We start from the raw sequence: 17,521 nt of genomic DNA, 5'->3' as shown, positions 1-17,521 counted from the left end.
CATAATCTCCGCGGGCGGTGCATGCCTATCGTCTTTCAAGTTGTAGCATTATTGGCGACATGCGCTTATCCCAGTGGCTGACTTAGAGCTTATCCCATTAGGCTATTTTATTCGCCATTTTGCATCTGGGCAGTGCTCACCATCCTCGTGTACGCTATGTACGCTGCGGTTGTTGTGCGCTGTTGCTGTCCAAACTGGCTACAACTTGAAATCCATTGGGTAACCTTCGTCGCGTTTGGCACCTGCCGCCCCCTAATGGGGAAGAATAACAGACATATTATGGTGATAGATGAGCAATAACTATCTGGCATTTCCTAAATTTGACCCGATCATTTTTTCTATCGGCCCGGTTTCCCTACATTGGTACGGTCTGATGTACTTGGTCGGCTTCGTTTTTGCCATGTGGTTAGCGGTGCGCCGCGCCAGCAAGCCGGACAGCGGCTGGACTAAAGATGAAGTGGAAAACCTGCTGTATGCCGGTTTTTTGGGCGTTTTTGTCGGTGGCCGCGTAGGCTACGTGGTGTTCTACAACCTACCGTTGTTCTTGGATAACCCTTTATACCTGTTCAAAGTTTGGGATGGTGGCATGTCTTTCCATGGTGGGTTGATGGGGGTGATCCTGGTGATGGCCTGGTTTGCCCATCGCACTCAGCGTACCTTCTTTCAAGTCTCTGATTTTATTGCTCCGCTGATCCCATTTGGCCTGGGGGCCGGGCGTCTCGGTAACTTTATCAACGGCGAATTGTGGGGGCGTGTGACCACCGACACCCCTTGGGCGATGTTGTTCCCAGGCTCGCGCAGCGAAGACATAGCAATTGCTACCGCTACCGCCGATGCTACATTGTTGCCGTTATTGAATCAGTATGGTGTGCTGCCGCGTCACCCATCGCAATTATATGAACTGCTGCTGGAAGGCGTGGTGTTGTTTATCATACTGAACCTGTTTATCCGCAAGCCGCGCCCTATGGGGGCTGTATCCGGTCTGTTCCTACTCAGCTATGGCACCTTCCGCATTATCGTTGAAACTTTCCGCCAGCCAGACGCTCAGCTTGGCCTGTTTAACGGCATGATCAGCATGGGGCAAATCCTCTCTATCCCGATGGTGGTGGCCGGTATTATGATGATGGTTTGGGCATACCGTCGTCGCCCACAGCAACAATTGCCATGAGAAACCAATGAAACAGTATCTGGATTTAATGAACAAGGTGCTCGCTGAGGGTACTTCCAAAGCCGACCGTACCGGCACTGGCACGCTATCGATTTTTGGCCACCAGATGCGTTTCAATTTACAGGAAGGTTTCCCGCTGGTGACCACTAAGAAATGTCACCTACGTTCCATTATTCATGAGTTATTGTGGTTCCTGAATGGTGACACAAACGTCGCCTACCTGCGTGAAAACAACGTCACCATCTGGGATGAGTGGGCTGATGAAAACGGCGATCTTGGCCCGGTTTATGGCAAACAGTGGCGCGCTTGGGGGGCGACGGATGGCCGCCAGATCGACCAATTGAGCAATGTGCTCCAACAGTTGAAACAGGAACCGGACTCACGGCGTATCATCGTATCCGCTTGGAATGTCGGCGAATTGGGTCAAATGGCGTTGGCACCGTGCCACGCGTTCTTCCAGTTCTACGTAGCTGGGGGCAAATTGTCCTGCCAGCTATATCAGCGCTCGTGTGATGTATTCCTCGGTCTACCGTTCAACATCGCCAGCTATGCGCTATTGGTGCATATGATGGCGCAGCAGTGCGATCTGGAGGTGGGCGATTTTGTCTGGACCGGTGGCGATACCCACCTGTACAGCAACCATATGGAACAGACGCAGCTACAGTTGACCCGGGAGCCACGCCCGCTACCAAAGCTAGTGATCAAGCGCAAACCGGCTTCCTTGTTTGATTATTGCTTCGAAGACCTTGCCATTGAAGGCTATGATCCGCATCCGGCAATCAAGGCACCGGTAGCGATCTGACGTCTGTCGCATGTACTTAGGGGCACCGTAGCCCCTATTTTTTGACCCGAATTTGCGTGTCGCAGCGCATTTTATTGTTATCGTCTGTATGTAGCGTAAAAACAATGCACGGCACGCCTTAATGCCAGCTTGTGCTGCTTTATCGCTTTCCTCAGGCCATTACACTGGTCATCATGAACGAGAACTCAGATCTAAACATCGACAATTGCCAACGCGGCATGACGCTGATTGAGCTACTGGTGGTGATCTTGATCGCCGGAATACTCACCGGTTGGGGGGTTAGCCACTGGCACCTGTATCAGCAGGCTCTGCGGCTTGAGCATACCGCTCAGCAGTTGCTGGCATTTCTCATCCGCCTACAGGCGGATGCCAACTGGCGCAATCGCACCGCGCTGTTGTGGTTCAAAACCGGTGATCCCTGGTGCATCGGCAGCGGTGTGCCGCCGCCCGACTGCGCTTCGGCAGAAAGCGATCGGTATCTTCCTTATTACCGCGACGTATTGTTGAGCGCCTATACCGACAAAGAGATCGGCTTTTACGGGGTGCGCAACAACGCTCAGGCTGGGCATATTGTCCTTAGTAACGGTGCGGGCAGCTTGCGGTTGGTGCTGTCCGCCAAAGGGCGGTTACGGGTGTGCAGCGAGCGGAAAAACGCGCGGGGAATAGCCCTATGTCAACTTTAGAGCGCGGTTTCACCCTGCCGGAAGTGATGTTGGCCTTAACGTTTGGTAGCTTGCTCGCGCTGGCAGCGGCCAAAACCTACCCACTGCTGTGCCAGCAAAGTGTGGCGGTCGGGCAGCACTATCGGCTGGAGTTGTTGTTGCGGCAACTGGCGTTCGCCATGGAAAAAGATCTGCGCCGCGCCGGGTTTTGCGCTGGGCAGTGCGCCGGGCGGGCGCTGCTGATCGACCACGCGCCAGGCGAGGCAGCAGGCAGCTGCGTGATCGTCGCCTACGACATTAACCGTAGTGGCCAATGGGCAAGTACTGGTGATAATGCCGGGTATTTCGGCTACCGGCTGCGGCAGGGTAGCCTAGAGGGGCAGCGCGGCGTCAGCCATTGCAATGAAACCGGTTGGGAAAGGCTGTTGGATCATCACGAGGTGCGCATAGAATTGTTCAACGTGGTTGTCAGCAAAGGGAACAGCGGCAAAACTTTGGCCCGATTGACGTTAGCGGGGTGCTCGACGGCTGATAGCAGTATCAAACGCCGCCTGAGCTGGGCAATTGATATGGCCGCATTGCCATGAACGCGCCTTCACAGCAGGGGGGGAGCACGCTGGCTGCGGTGATGCTGCTGCTGGTAGTGGGATTGATGTTGCTGAATGCCCAGCACCGCCAGTTGGATCATGCCCTATTGCTGGCGGGTGACCAGCAGCGCTATCTGCTGGCTTATAATCAGGCCGCCTCTGCACTAAGTTGGGGAATGGCGCAACGTTGGCCGCGCGATCAGTTGACTATCAACGGCTGGCTGTGCCGACAAGCCTCCGGGTTAACCGCCTGCGTCAGGTTGTCCGCCAAGAGGGGGCTCCTGATGGTGCGTGGGGCGGGGGAGATACGTGGCAGCGATCCGCTGTGGCTTTATCAACTGAGCAAGCTCGAAAGCGTAGATCGTGACGTGGGGTTGATTGCCGAATCGGGCGGCTGGTTGGACTTTTGCCCGGATCAGAAGTCAACCGTCTGTGCGGAATAGCCCTCAGGAGAACGGCATGACTCAACGTGGCTTCAGCCTACCCGAAGTGTTAGTCGCTGCATTGTTGTTCGCAGTGTCGCTGCTGGGATTGTTACAGTATCATCAAGTGTTGCTACAGTCGTTCCAACGTCAATGGCAATATCGTCAGGCATGGTCGCTGGCGCACCGGCAATTAGAGGTTTTTGCTGTCACCGGGCAGCACGATATCGAGCTACCGGCTGGTTGGCGGCGCGAGCTACAGTTCTACCGTGCAGATGCCTCTTGCCAGCGGCTGGTGGTGAAGATACAGACGCCACAGCAGCAGTGGGCAGAACTGAGCCGTTGGTATTGCACCCGCCGGTAATATTGCGCGGATTTGTTTTTAAAGGGAACCACCATGTTCACGGTTTATCATTCCAATCAACTGGATTTATTAAAAACGCTGACCAGCGCGTTGATAGCCAGAGATCCGTTGGCCGATCCTTTTCGACAGGAAGTGGTACTGGTGCAAAGCCCCGGTATGGCGCAATGGTTGCAGATGCAATTAGCGGAGCAGTTCGGCATCGCCGCCAATATCGCCTTTCCCCTGCCGGCGACTTTCATCTGGCAGATGTTTACCCAAGTGTTGCCGGATATTCCGAAAGAGAGCGCCTTCAGTAAAGATGCCATGACTTGGAAGCTGATGTGGCTGTTGCCAGAGTTGCTGACTATGCCGGCGTTTGCGCCGCTGCAACACTATCTCACCGACGATGGCGACAAACGTAAAATTCATCAGTTGGCTGGCCGGGTGGCCGACCTGTTTGACCAATACTTGGTGTATCGCCCGAAGTGGCTGGAGAGCTGGCAGCGCGGCGAACGCATCGACGGCCTGGCGGAGGCTCAGCAGTGGCAGGCTCCGTTGTGGGCACGGTTGGTTGAGTACACGCGCGAATTAGGGCAACCGGAATGGCATCGCGCCAACCTGTACAGCCGCTTTATGAGTACTTTGGATAATGCTGAACATTGCCCGCCTGGCTTGCCGCAGCGAGTGTTCATCTGCGGCATTTCGGCGCTGCCGCCAGCATATCTGGACGCCTTGCAGGCGCTGGGTCGTCACATAGACATTCACCTGATGTTCACCAATCCCTGCCGCTACTATTGGGGTGATATTCAGGACTATGCGTTTTTGGCTCGGTTGCAAAGCCGCAAACGCCGTCATTACCACCAGACACGGGAACAAAACTTGTTTCGTGAGCCGAACCAGGCGGTACACTTGTTTAACAGCGAAGGGCAACAACAGCTTGGTAATCCTCTGTTAGCTTCCTGGGGAAAGTTGGGACGTGACTATCTGTACCTATTGTCGCAATTGGAAGGAGCACAGGAGGTCGATGCCTTTGTGGATATCCCCGCTGATAATATGCTGCACGCCATTCAGCGCGACATGCTGGAACTGGAAGATCACGCGGTGATCGGCATCACGCCAGAAACATTGGAGAACAGCGTTACCAAGCGCCGGCTGGAGCCTGAAGACCGTTCCCTCAGCCTGCACCTCTGTCACAGCCCGCAGCGTGAAGTGGAAGTGCTGCATGACCAATTGCTGACCATGCTGGCGGAAGATCCAGAACTGACGCCGCGTGATATTATTGTGATGGTAGCGGACATCGACAGCTATACGCCCTACATTCAGGCCGTGTTCGGCAACGCTTCCGCCGAGTGTTACCTACCGTTTGCCATTTCTGATCGTAAAGCGCGCCAAGCGCATCCGGCGCTACAAGCGTTTATTTCATTGCTCGACCTGCCACAAAGCCGGTTTACTGCTGAACAGGTGCTGGCCTTGCTCGAAGTGCCTGCACTGGCGGCGCGTTTTGCCATCGGTGAAGAAGGGCTACGCCTGTTGCGTTATTGGGTCGGTGAATCCGGCGTGCGCTGGGGATTGGACGATGACAACGTACGCGAGCTGGATCTGCCAGCCACTGGCCAGCATACCTGGCGCTTCGGTATTACGCGCATGCTGCTCGGCTATGCGATGGACAGCAACGCTGGCGATTGGCAGGGCATTCTGCCGTATGATGAATCGAGCGGGTTGGCTGCCGAGTTGGCCGGGCAACTGGCGGATCTGTTGAACAGTCTCGGCTGCTGGCGACAGTGGCTGAGCGAAATGCGGTCGCTGGAAGAATGGCTGCCGTTGTGCCGCCAACTCCTAGATACCTTCTTTGTGCAGGAGGGTGAAACCGAAGTGGTGCTGGCACTGATCGAACAGCAGTGGCAGCAAGTTATCCGCTTTGGCTTGGCGGCGCGTTATCCGAATGCGGTACCGTTGAGCATTCTGCGAGATGATCTGGTGGCGCATCTCGATCAGGCGCGCATCAGCCAGCGCTTTTTGGCCGGGCAAATCAATTTCTGCACGCTGATGCCGATGCGTTCCATTCCGTTCAAGGTGGTTTGCCTGCTGGGTATGAATGACGGGGTTTACCCACGCGCCCTGCCACTGCTTGGGTTTGACCTGATGGCGCAGCAACCTAAGTGTGGTGACCGCAGCCGACGCGACGATGACCGTTATTTGTTCCTTGAGGCGATTCTGTCGGCGCAGCAACGGCTATATATCAGCTTTATCGGTCGTTCTATCCAGGATAACCGAGAGCGTTATCCTTCAGTGCTGGTCACCGAGTTGCTGGAATATCTGGAGCAAAGCTATTGCTTGCCCGGCGATGAGGATTTAGACGCTGACGGCAGCGCCCAGCGGGTTGGCGAGTACTTGCTGAAGTGGCATGCGCGCATGCCGTTCGCCGTCGAAAATTTCCTGCCTGGTTCCGAGCAACAAAGTTACGCCGCTGAATGGTTGCCCGCCGCCGATGGGCGCGGCGCGACACCCCCGCCCTTCAATCAGCCGCTGCTTCCCGCAGGCGAACAGCAAATTTCACTGGATGATCTGCGGCGGTTTTACCGTCACCCGATCCGCGCCTTCTTCCAGTTGCGCCTCGGCGTCAGCTTTACTCTGGAAGAGACCGAACTGCCGAACGAAGAACCCTTTACACTGGATAACCTCAGCCGCTATAAGTTAAACAGCCAGCTACTGAATACCCTGATCGAAGGTGATAGCCCAAGCTGTCTGTTCCAGCGAGTATGTGCTGCTGGTGAGTTACCCTTCGGCGCTTTTGGCGAAATCTATTGGCAAAAGCAGCAGGAAGAGATGATCGAATTGGCCGAAAAAGTGCGAGCCGAGCGCGGCGTAGATCACAGCCTGGAGCTGGATATTGAGATTGACGGCATGCGTATCAGCGGCTGGCTGCATCAGGTGCAAGGTGATGGCTTACTGCGCTGGCGGCCTGCTACCCTGTCGGCAGTGGATGGCATTCTGTTGTGGCTGGAACACCTGGTGTACTGCTGCGCTGGTGGTACGGGAATAAGCCGCCTCTATGGACGCAAAAGTACCGCCTGGTGCTTCGCGGCGCTCACGCAGGAGGATGCCCGCAAACATCTAGCGGAGCTGATGGCAGGGTATCAGCGTGGTCTGTGCCAACCGCTGTTGCTGCTGAACAAAAGCGGCTGGGCATGGCTGAACCAATGTTATCAGCCGGAAACACAGCGGATTGACTGGCAGGAAGAGACGCAAACCAAAGCACAGGCCAAACTGTTGCAGGCTTGGCAGGGCGATCAGCGCATCCCAGGTGAAGGAGAAGATCCTTATGTGCAGCGAGTGTTCCGTCAGTTGGATTTGGATAATGACGACTTAGCGCAGATTTTGGCCGAAACAGAACGCTACTTGCTACCGGTAGCGCGGCATAACACCGGTTGACCTTGTGGCTTTACCCTGGGTAATTCTCTCCCGGTAGTGCTAGGCTGCGTCCGGCCATTGAACGTGGCGGCGTCACAGACCCAAAATCGCGTCATCAAGGCGGAGGGGGCAGGGGCTATGTTCAAGCCCGACAACGCAGAGTACTGGCTTTTGGGCGCGACCCGAAGGGCGGAGGCCATTTGAGCGACCATAGGTGATGAGCCGCTTATTTATTCCATCAACCGCCTTACTGATCGTTCAAATGTTACGGGTAATTTCGGGCCACAGCCTGGGTGCCGGGGATACGGTAAAAATAATTGAGGTGATATTCAACCATTGGGCTACTCCAGTCTTACATAACGTACAGGCGTATATTCCCATCGTTTTTCAAGCTGCATCTTGAAATCCATCGGGTAAAGATTTTAATTGTGTGGTTTTGACGAATACCATTAACGTCAAGGCATTGGCGAAATGGTGTCAGAATAGAGGTTTTGGCTATGCGTAGACAGTTGGCCCGTATCACCAGGCTAGTATGCTTGGCAATATGTTGGGTGCCGTTCATCTCGGCGGCACAGGGATGGCAACCGCTGGCAGAGAAGATTAACAAAAGCCCAAAAGATGCGCGACACTATCAGGCGATCAAACTGGTGAACGGCATGACGGTGCTGCTGGTTTCCGATGCTCAGGCACCAAAATCGCTGGCGGCATTGGCGCTGCCGGTCGGTTCGCTGGAAGATCCGAACAGCCAGCTAGGATTGGCTCACTACCTGGAACACATGGTGCTGATGGGATCCAAGCGTTATCCGCAGTCAGAAAATCTGTCGGAATTTTTGAAAAAACACGGTGGAAGCCACAACGCCAGTACAGCCTCCTACCGCACCGCGTTCTATTTGACCGTGGAGAATGACGCGCTGGAGCCTGCGGCTGATCGCATGGCGGATGCCATTGCGGAACCACTGCTGGAGCCGGGCAATGCTGATCGCGAGCGCCATGCGGTTAACGCCGAGCTGACGATGGCGCGTTCACACGACGGCATGCGTATGGCGCAGGTTAGGGCAGAAACGCTGAATCCGGCGCATCCTAGCGCGCGTTTCTCCGGCGGCAACCTCGAAACCTTGAAGGATAAGCCGAGCAGCAAACTGCACGATGAACTGACCGACTTCTATAAACGCTATTATTCCGCCAACCTGATGGTGGGGGTGCTGTACGGCAACCAGTCATTGCCACAGCTAGCGGAAATCGCCGCCAAAACTTTTGGCCGGGTGGCGAATCATAATGCTAGCGTGCCGCCTATCACCGTACCGTCCGTCTTGCCGGAGCAACAAAGCATCATTATTCACTATGTGCCTGCCCAACCGCGCAAACGACTGAAAGTCGAATTCCCTATCAGCAACAATAGCGCGGCGTTCCGCAGCAAAACTGATACCTACATCAGCTACCTGATTGGCAACCGCAGCAAAAATACCTTGTCCGATTGGTTGCAGAAACAGGGACTAGCGGATGCCATTAACGCTGGTGCTGATCCGATGGTGGATCGCAATGGTGGCGTATTCTCGATCAGCGTATCGCTGACCGATAAAGGTCTGGCTCAGCGTGATGAGGTGGTGGCGGCTATTTTCAACTACCTGAAAATGCTGCGCAGCAAAGGCATCAAGCAGAGTTACTTTGACGAGATTTCACAGGTTCTGAATCTGAATTTCCGCTACCCGTCGATCACTCGTGACATCGGCTACATTGAATGGCTGGTGGATACCCTGCTGCGCGTGCCGGTCGAACACGCATTGGACTCGTCTTATCTGGCGGATCGTTATGATGCCAAGGCAATCGCCGAGCGTCTGGATGCCATGACGCCGCAAAACGCGCGCATTTGGTTCATTAGCCCGAGCGAGATGCACAACAAGACGGCCTATTTCGTTAATGCACCCTACCAGGTGGATAAAATAACTCCACAGCGTTTTGCACAGTGGCAGCAGTTGGGAAGAGGCATCTCCCTGTCGTTGCCAGCACTGAACCCTTATATTCCAGATAGCTTTACCCTGACCAAACCGTCGCGCGAGTTCAAAAAACCGCAGCCGGTGGTGGATCAGCCGGGTTTGCGTGTACTGTACATGCCGAGCCGTTATTTTGCCGACGATCCTAAGGCTGACGTTACCGTTGCTTTGCGCAATGCCAAAGCCATGAATTCTGCACGTAATCAGGTGCTATTCTCTTTGACAGATTATCTGGCTGGCATCGCGCTGGATCAACTGAGCTATCAGGCATCGGTTGGCGGTTTAAGCTTCTCTACCTCGCTGAACAACGGCCTGATGATTAACGCCAATGGTTTTACCCAGCGTCTGCCGCAACTGTTAAGCTCGCTGATTGAAGACTACGCCAGTTTTACCCCGACAGAGGAGCAACTGGCGCAAGCTAAATCCTGGTATCTAGAACAGTTGGATTCTGCCGAGAAGGGCAAAGCCTTTGAGTTGGCGATCCAGCCAGTGAAAATGATTTCTCGCGTGCCATACTCGGAGCGCAGTGAGCGCCGTGATGTGCTGAAAACCCTGACGCTAAAAGATGTCTTGGCTTACCGCGACAGCCTACTGGTGGAGGCTAGGCTGGAACTGCTGGTGGTGGGGAATATGAACGAGCGGCAGGTTTCTACTCTGGCCTCGGCACTGAAGCAGCGCCTGGGGTGCAGTGGTGTTGCGTGGTGGCATGGCGAAGAGGTGGTGGTGGACAAGCACCAATTGGCCAACTTACAACGAGCGGCCAGTAGCACTGACTCGGCACTGGCGGCGGTTTATGTACCGACCGGCTACGACGAAGTCGTCAGCATGGCCTATAGCGCGTTGTTGGGGCAGATTATCCAGCCGTGGTTCTATAGCCAATTGCGCATTAAGGAACAATTAGGTTATGCGCTATTCGCCTTCCCGATATCGGTAGGTCGCCAATGGGGTGTCGGCTTCCTATTGCAGAGCAATAGCAAACAGCCAGCGTACTTGTATCAGCGTTACCAAGATTTCTACTTAAAAACGGAAAAAAGCCTGCGTGAAATGAGTGATGCGGACTTCCAACAGTACCAGCAAGCGCTGATCAACGAACTGAAGCAGCGGCCACAAACCCTTGGCGAAGAAGCCAGCCGCTTTGCCGACGATTTTGATCGCAGTAATTTTGCTTTTGATACGCGTCAGAAGCTGATTGTGCAGGTTATGCAACTGACGGCAGCCACGTTGGCGGGCTACTTCCATCAGGCGGTGATCCAGCCGCAGGGGCTGGCGCTGCTGTCGCAGCTCAGTGGCAGCGGCCAAGATAAAGCAGACTATGCTGAGCCGAAGGGTTGGGTCACCTATCCTAACGCCTCCGCATTGCAGAAGGTGCTACCGCGCAAGGTGGCGACACCATGACCGAGAAGGTTCCGCAGAGGCTTGATCCGCTGACGTTGCCACTGTTTGGTGAGCGGCTGATTGAAGCATCGGCGGGAACGGGCAAAACCTTCACTATTGGCGCGCTTTACCTGCGGCTGCTACTGGGGCTTGGTCAGGACGCGGCATTCTACCGGCCGTTGACGGTCGAAGAAATCCTGGTCGTGACCTTTACCGAGGCCGCCACCGAGGAATTGCGCGGGCGTATTCGCAACAATATTCACGAGCTGCGCCTTGCTTGCGTGCGTGGCAAAAGCCCAGAACCGTTGTTTTCGGCGCTGTTGGATGAGATTGACGATCTGTCCGATGCCGCTGCGCAATTGCTCTCGGCCGAGCGGCAGATGGACGAAGCGGCGATTTATACCATCCACGGCTTTTGCCAGCGCATGCTGACCCACAATGCTTTCGAATCCGGCATGCTGTTTGAACAAACGCTGGTGCGGGACGAACTACCGCTACGTCGGCAGGCGTGTGCCGACTTCTGGCGTCGCCACTGCTACCCGCTACCCTTGGGCATTGCCCGTGTGGTTAGCCAAGAGTGGAACGGCCCAGAGGCGCTGCTAGCCGATCTTTCCGACTATTTGCATGGCGAAGCGCCAACACTGCGCCAGCCGCCTAAGGATGAAGAAACAGTGCTAACGCGCCATGAGCAAATCGTGGCGCGCATAGACGCTATCAAGGCGCATTGGCAGAAGGTTGCAGGTGATCTGGAGACATTAATCCGCCAGTCCGGTGCCGATAAGCGCAGCTACAGCAGCAAACACCTGCCGAATTGGTTAGGCAAAGTCGGTGAGTGGGCGATGAAGGAAACCTTGGATTACCAGTTACCGAAAGAACTGGATAAATTCCGCCAGTCGGTATTGTTGGAAAAAACCAAGCAGGGTGAAGCGCCGCGTCATGCATTGTTTACTGCTATTGATGAACTTTTTGCCGCTCCCTTGACGCTGCGCGACCTGATTATAGCGCGTGCGCTCAGCGAAATACGCCGCTCGATTCAGCAGGAGAAACGCCAGCGCGCTGAGCTGGGTTTTGACGATCTGCTTAGCCGAATGGACAGTGCATTGCAAAACGTAGGGGGGGAGCAATTGGCACAGGCGATCCGTCAACGCTACCCGGTGGCGATGATCGACGAATTCCAGGATACTGACCCGCAGCAATACCGCATCTTCCAGAAACTTTATGTCGGTCAGCAGGACTGTGGCTTGCTGCTGATTGGCGATCCAAAACAGGCTATTTACGCCTTCCGGGGTGCTGATATTTTCACCTATATGCGCGCCCGTTCTGAGGTGAGCGCACACTATACCCTTGAAACAAACTGGCGCTCGTCTCCTGCGATGGTCGCCAGCGTCAATACGCTGTTTTGCCAATTGGAAAAACCCTTCCTGTTTGGTCAAATCCCCTTTATTGAGGTCAGCGCGGCGGAAAAGAATCAAGGGCTGGTGTTTGAACTGTACAACCAGTCACAGCCAGCGATGCAGTTCTGGTTGCAACAGGGCGAAGGTGTTGGTGTAAGTGATTACCAACAACTGATGGCACGGCTATGCGCCACGCAAATCCGTGACTGGCTCAGTGCCGGGCAGCAAGGGCAGGCTTGGCTGGATAACGGTAAATGTCGCAGGCCGGTGCAGGCGTCGAATATCACGGTGCTGGTACGCAGCCGCAATGAAGCAGCGCTAGTGCGTGATGCGCTCAGTGCGCTGTCGATCCCCTCAGTTTATCTTTCCAACCGCGACAGCATATTCGACACGCCGGAAGCCAAAGATCTGCTGTGGCTGTTGCAGGCGGTGCTGGTGCCGGAGCAGGAACGCACGTTGCGTAGTGCTATGGCAACCGGGCTGATGGGGCTGGATGCGCCAACGTTGGCTGGCTTGAGCAGCGACGAACTCGCCTGGGATGCATTGGTGGACGAGTTCGATAAATACCGCACGCTCTGGCGGCATCGCGGTGTATTGCCGATGCTGAGCGAAGTGATGAAAACACGCTATCTGGCGGAAAACCTGCTGGCTAGCCCTGGTGGTGAACGGCGTCTGACTGACGTGCTGCACTTGGGTGAACTGTTGCAGGAAGCCGCTGCGCAGCTTGACAGCGAGCATGCGTTGGTTCGCTGGCTGGCACAGCAAATCGCACAGCCTAACCGCCAGTCCGATAACCAGCAATTGAGGCTGGAGAGCGATCGTCATCTGGTGCAGGTGATCACTATCCACAAATCCAAAGGGCTGGAGTTCGATCTCGTATGGCTGCCATTTGTCGGCAATTTCCGCCAGCAGCAGCAGGCACTGTATCACGATCGCCACAGCTTCCAGGCGCTGTTGGATCTCAACGTTAATGAAGATAGCCTGGCTTGGGCGGAAGAAGAACGCTTGGCGGAAGATCTGCGCTTGCTGTACGTGGCGTTGACTCGCTCGGTATATCACAGCAGCATCGGCATTGCGCCGTTGATCCAGGGCGCACGCAAGAAGCAGGGTGGCACAGATGTGCATCGTAGCGCATTGGGCTATTTGGTGCAGGCTGGGCAAGCGGGTGATGCGGCTTACTTGCATGAATGTTTGCAGCAGTTGGCTGGCAGCGGTGTTGTGCTTTCGCGGGTCGAGACGCTAAACGAGCAGCCTTGGCAACCGCAAGCAGCCATCTCGACAAAGCTGGCAGCAAAAGATTTCACCCGCCAGATCCAAGATTTCTGGCGGGTTACCAGCTATACCGGCCTGCGGCAGCACGGTGGGAATCTGATGCAGGATTTGTTGCCACAGTTGGATATCGATGCTGCTGGGGAGCAAGCGGAAAAAGGAGAGCCAGCACTCACGGCCCATACCTTCCCGCGTGGTGCGGCACCCGGCACCTTTCTGCACAGTGTGTTCGAGACACTGGACTTTACTCAGCCGCTGGACGAACAGTGGCTGTTGAAACAGTTGCAACAGCAGGGTTTTGCCGATCACTGGCAGCCTATTTTGCTGGCATGGGTGCAGGTGCTGCTCACTACCCCGCTGAATGACAGCGGGGTGACCTTGGCAGCGTTGGCACCGCAGCACAAGCAGGCCGAGTTGCAGTTCTATCTGCCGATTAACCGGGTGTTACAGGCACACGAGCTTGATGAACTGGTAAAACGCCACGATCCGCTGTCTGCTCGCTGTCCGGTGCTGGATTTCCAGCAGGTTCAAGGCATGCTCAAAGGCTTTATCGATTTGGTGTTCTGCTGGCAGGACAAATACTATTTGCTGGACTACAAATCCAACTGGCTGGGCGAGGACAGCAGCGCTTATACCCGGCCAGCGATGGAACGTGCGATGGCGGAACATCGCTATGACCTGCAATATCAGCTCTATACCCTGGCGTTGCATCGCTATCTGCGCCATCGGCTGGCGGACTACGACTACCAGCGCCATTTTGGCGGGGTCATTTACCTATTCTTACGCGGTGTTGATGCGCTGCATCCGGGCAATGGCATTTTTGCCTGCCGCCCGGAACAACAATTGGTGGAAGGCATGGATTTGTTGTTCAGTGGTGACGCTGCTGCGGGGGAGGATGAATGATGATTGCGCTGCTGGATCAGGCGGTGGCGCTTGGTGTGCTGAGGCCACTGGATGTGCAGTTCGCTGGTGTGGTAGCGGCCAAAGATGAACCCGATATTCTGCTGGCGGCGGCCTGCCTGAGCGCAGAGGCAGGGGCCGGTCATGTTTGCTTGATGTTGGATCAGCTACAGATGGGGCAATTGTTTGCAGGGCGGCAGCCAGAACTGGCACAGGCCGTCTGGTTGGCCGCCGGGCAACCGGATATCGCCCGCTGGCGGCAGCGTCTGATGGCCTGCGCCGCAGTTGGTGATGGCAGCGGTGCTACGCCGCTGGTGTTGCAGGGTCAACGCCTGTACTTACAGCGCATGTGGCAGAGCGAAGGTGAGGTGGCGGTATTTATCAGCAGCGACCGCGAACATCAGGTAGTAGATGAAGCTCAGTTGCGCGCTATTCTCGATCGGTTGTTTGGTGCGGCTACCGATGAACCGGACTGGCAGAAAATTGCCGCTGCGGTGGCCGTGACCCGGCGAATTGCGGTGATTTCCGGTGGGCCAGGTACCGGTAAAACTGCCACCGTGGCCAAATTACTGGCGGCACTGGTGCAGCTCGATGAGCGCGCGCGGCTACGTATTCAATTGGCGGCACCGACGGGCAAAGCGGCAGCGCGGTTGACTGAGTCGCTTGGCAGCGCCAGCCGTAAGCTGGCGTTAACGCCGACGCAGCAGGCGTTATTCCCGACTGAAGCTGCAACGCTGCATCGGCTGTTGGGTGTGCAACCCAACAGCCAACGCATGCGCTATCATCGCGGTAATCCGCTGCATCTGGATGTGCTGGTGGTGGATGAGGCGTCAATGGTCGATTTGCCGATGATGGCGCGTTTGATTGCCGCTTTGCCGGAACGGGCGCGGGTGATTTTCCTCGGTGACCGTGATCAATTGGCCTCGGTAGAAGCGGGGGCGGTGTTGGGTGATATTTGTCGTTTTGCCGAACAGGGGTACAGCGAGGCGCGTGCCGCAGAGCTAAGCCGTTTGACCGGCTGCCTATTGCGGGGGCAGCAAGCGCGGGCAGAAGCAGCGGTGCGCGACAGCCTATGTTTACTGCGCAAGAGCTATCGCTTTGACGCCAAATCTGGCATCGGCCAATTGGCGCAGGCAGTCAATGTTGGTGATGTTGCACGGGCGCGGTCAGTGATTGACGGTGGTTTCAGCGATGTTGCGGGTTATTCGCTGGCGACCACTGAAGAATACCAGGCGCTGTTGGCGGTGTGTGTGGCGGGATACCGCGATTACCTGAAACAGGTGAGTGCTGGGGCCGATGCCGCGACGGTGCTGGCAGCATTCGGCTGTTTTCAAGTGTTGTGCGCGCTGCGTGTAGGGCCATTCGGCGTTGCCGGGTTGAACCAGCGTATCGAGTCCGGGTTGCAGCATGCCGGGTTGATCCACCGCTCACTGGGGCGCTGGTATCTTGGGCGACCAGTGATGATCGGGCGTAATGACAGTGCGTTGGGGTTGTATAACGGTGATATCGGTATTGCCTTGCGGGATGGGCGCGGTGAGTTGCGCGTGCATTTCCTTCTGCCGGACGGTAGCGTCAAATCGGTGCAGCCAAGCCGTTTGCCCGCGCATGAAACTGCCTACGCGATGACTGTGCATAAATCCCAGGGTTCTGAGTTTGATCATACGCTGTTGGTGTTGCCGACCCATTTCCTGCCGTTGCTGACCCGTGAGTTGGTCTATACCGCCATCACTCGTGCACGTACTCGGCTTTCGCTATACGCCGCCGATGGGGTGTTGATGAAGGCGATTTGCACGCCAACCCAGCGTCGCAGCGGTTTGGCTGAACGCTTGCGGAGTGAGGAATAGACGGCAGAAGAGCACAGCAGGGGTTACAGCTCCGCCAGCAGAATTTTGGCGCGTCGCTGGTAGTTGTATAGCGACTTTTTTTGTATCGGAAGTACCTCGACTTCAGCCGGAGTAAAGCCGCGCTCTTGGAACCAATGGATGCTGCGGGTGGTCAGTACGAACAGTTTTTGCAGGCCCATTTGTCGCGCCTGGCTTTCCACCCGTTGCAGCAGAATTTCGCCGCGCGAAGAACTACGGTAGTCTGGATGTACTGCTAGGCAAGCCATTTCGCCGATTGTCTCTTCTGGAAACGGGTACAGCGCAGCGCAGGCAATGGTCAGATTATCGCGTTCGATAATGGTGAACTTGTCGATTTCCATCTCCAGTTGCTCACGTGAACGGCGTACTAGAATGCCCTGCTGCTCCAGCGGGCGGATCAACTCCAGGATGCCTCCGATATCGTCGATAGTTGCACGGCGCACCTGTTCGGCACTCTCCATAACGATTTGGCTGCCGATGCCATCGCGCGAGAACAGCTCCTGTACCAACGCGCCATCCTCCTGATAGCTGATTAAGTGGCTGCGGCGCACCCCGCTGCGGCAGGCTTTTACTGCGCCGCGCAGGAAACGCACAGTACTGGAATGATAGTCACCGCGCTCTTCCCGCTGCTCAATGCATTTTTGCGTGTCGTTAGGGGAGAGTTCAGAAATGACGTTGCCTTGTGGATCGGTCACACCCTGTGAGGAACAGAAACCGATCATTTTCTCCGCCTTCAGCTTGATCGCCAACTGAGTGGCAACTTCTTCCGAGCTTAGGTTAAAGCTTTCGCCAGTCACCGACACGGCCACTGGGCCGATCAACACGATGGCGTTGTTGGCAAGTTCGTGGTGGATAGCCTTTTCATCAATACGGCGGATACGCCCGCTATGGCAATAATCCACGCCGTCATCGATGCCGAGAGGTTGGGCGATGATAAAGTTGCCGCTGACTACGTTGATGTGCGCACCCTGTAGCGGGGTATTATTGAGGCTCATTGATAGCTGGGCGGTGATGTCCAGTTGCAGTAAGCCGGCAGCCTGTTTAACCCACTCAAGTGTAAGGGCATCAGTGACCCGAGTATGCTTGTGATAAATAGGTTGATAATGATGCAGCGCCAGATTGTTGTCGATCTGTGGCCTTGCACCATAAACTACCACCAGACGAATACCCAAGCTATGCAGCAGGCCGATATCGTTGACGATGCTGGGAAAATTCTCATGCTTGATAGCTTCCCCATCAAGCATGACGACAAATGTCTTGCCCCGATGGGCGTTAATATAGGGAACTGAGTGACGAAATCCTTGAACCAGCTCTGTACTACGTTCCTTCACGGCAA

Annotated in this window: 11 protein-coding genes; 10 read left to right on the top strand and 1 reads right to left on the bottom strand. The window is 55.6% G+C overall.

Going from position 1 to position 17,521, the window contains the following annotated elements; translation table 11 throughout:
* Window positions 1–289: 289 nt before the first annotated feature.
* The 10 genes from lgt to recD all read left to right on the top strand — a co-directional run bounded on the left by lgt (window position 290) and on the right by recD (window position 16,167).
* On the top strand, window positions 290–1,168 hold the full coding sequence (gene lgt, locus SYMBAF_RS11885) for a prolipoprotein diacylglyceryl transferase (protein WP_040266786.1): 879 nt from the start codon (window positions 290–292) through the stop codon (window positions 1,166–1,168).
* Window positions 1,169–1,175: 7 nt separating this feature from the next.
* Window positions 1,176–1,970, top strand: coding sequence for a thymidylate synthase (gene thyA, locus SYMBAF_RS11880; RefSeq protein ID WP_040266784.1), 795 nt, complete (start codon window positions 1,176–1,178; stop codon window positions 1,968–1,970).
* 173 nt (window positions 1,971–2,143) lie between these two features.
* Window positions 2,144–2,653, top strand: coding sequence for a prepilin peptidase-dependent protein (locus SYMBAF_RS11875; protein ID WP_040267090.1), 510 nt, complete (start codon window positions 2,144–2,146; stop codon window positions 2,651–2,653).
* Window positions 2,641–3,219, top strand: a complete 579-nt coding sequence (locus tag SYMBAF_RS11870) for a prepilin peptidase-dependent protein (protein ID WP_040266782.1) — start codon at window positions 2,641–2,643, stop codon at window positions 3,217–3,219. Before SYMBAF_RS11875 ends, SYMBAF_RS11870 begins: the two co-directional genes overlap by 13 nt.
* Window positions 3,216–3,662: a YgdB family protein gene (locus SYMBAF_RS11865; protein WP_040266776.1), complete on the top strand. Its 447-nt coding sequence runs from the start codon at window positions 3,216–3,218 to the stop codon at window positions 3,660–3,662. The genes SYMBAF_RS11870 and SYMBAF_RS11865 overlap by 4 nt, the downstream gene beginning before the upstream one ends.
* Before the next feature lie 16 nt (window positions 3,663–3,678).
* A complete protein-coding gene (locus tag SYMBAF_RS11860; RefSeq protein ID WP_052447852.1) occupies window positions 3,679–4,005 on the top strand; it encodes a prepilin-type N-terminal cleavage/methylation domain-containing protein in 327 nt (108 codons plus the stop codon).
* Between the two features lie 33 nt (window positions 4,006–4,038).
* A complete protein-coding gene (recC, locus tag SYMBAF_RS11855) occupies window positions 4,039–7,416 on the top strand; it encodes an exodeoxyribonuclease V subunit gamma (protein ID WP_040266774.1) in 3,378 nt (1,125 codons plus the stop codon).
* 476 nt (window positions 7,417–7,892) lie between these two features.
* Window positions 7,893–10,781: a pitrilysin gene (gene ptrA / locus SYMBAF_RS11850; protein ID WP_040266773.1), complete on the top strand. Its 2,889-nt coding sequence runs from the start codon at window positions 7,893–7,895 to the stop codon at window positions 10,779–10,781.
* Window positions 10,778–14,326 (top strand): exodeoxyribonuclease V subunit beta, encoded by a 3,549-nt coding sequence (recB, locus tag SYMBAF_RS11845; protein ID WP_040266771.1) that lies wholly within the window; start codon window positions 10,778–10,780, stop codon window positions 14,324–14,326. The genes ptrA and recB overlap by 4 nt, the downstream gene beginning before the upstream one ends.
* Entirely contained in the window at window positions 14,326–16,167 is a 1,842-nt protein-coding gene (gene recD, locus SYMBAF_RS11840; protein ID WP_040266769.1) for an exodeoxyribonuclease V subunit alpha, read from the top strand. Before recB ends, recD begins: the two co-directional genes overlap by 1 nt.
* Before the next feature lie 23 nt (window positions 16,168–16,190).
* On the opposite strand, the gene argA is transcribed toward recD, so the two are convergent.
* The gene (gene argA / locus SYMBAF_RS11835) at window positions 16,191–17,516 is read right to left on the bottom strand and encodes an amino-acid N-acetyltransferase (RefSeq protein ID WP_040266767.1); all 1,326 of its coding nucleotides are present in this window, start codon (window positions 17,514–17,516) and stop codon (window positions 16,191–16,193) included.
* Window positions 17,517–17,521: the final 5 nt, after the last annotated feature.

This window comes from Serratia symbiotica (genome assembly GCF_000821185.2).
GTDB lineage: Bacteria > Pseudomonadota > Gammaproteobacteria > Enterobacterales > Enterobacteriaceae > Serratia > Serratia symbiotica.
This window is presented reverse-complemented; position numbering and strand designations above follow the sequence as displayed.